Annotated in this window: 1 protein-coding gene; it reads left to right on the top strand. The window is 35.5% G+C overall.

From position 1 onward, the window contains the following. Window positions 1-645: formimidoylglutamase (gene hutG, locus IDG60_RS19680; RefSeq protein ID WP_206161093.1), on the top strand; the 645-nt coding region annotated here is incomplete at both ends.

The raw sequence follows: 645 nt of genomic DNA, 5'->3' as shown, positions 1-645 counted from the left end.
AATGTGAAACTTTAGTCGATTACGGAAATGTTTATCATGATCATGAGGAATTAATTGATACTCAAAAAGAATTTGCTATGCTTGCAGCGAAGTCAATTGCTAATCATAGACAAACATTTTTATTAGGCGGTGGACATGATATTGCGTATGCACAATATTTAGCTACGCGTAAAGTTTATCCAACACAGTCAATCGGTGTGATTAACATTGATGCGCATTTTGATACTCGTGCTGAACAAGAATCAACATCTGGTACGAGTTTTAGACAAATTTTAGAAGAGGATGACAATACTGATTATTTAGTTCTTGGTATAGCTCAAGGTGGTAATACGCAAAGTTTATTTGATTATGCTAAAGAGAAAAAGATTGATTATGTCTTTGCAGATGAATTATTAAACCATGTGTCGCCACCTATTAAAGATATGATTGAGCGTTTTGTGCATGAACATGACGTCATTATGTTTACGATTTGTATGGATGTCATTGATAGTGCATTTGCACCAGGGGTAAGTGCGCCTGCAGTGTTAGGTTTGTATCCACATACTGTTCTTGAATTAGCAAAACGTATTATTCCAAGTGATAAGGTGTCTTCAGTTAGTATTGCTGAGATGAATCCAACATATGACGCTGACAATAGAACTGCTA

The organism is Staphylococcus sp. EG-SA-2 (assembly GCF_017152085.1).
The sequence above is the reverse complement of the archived record's forward strand: the minus strand, read 5'-3'. Positions and strand labels throughout refer to the sequence as shown.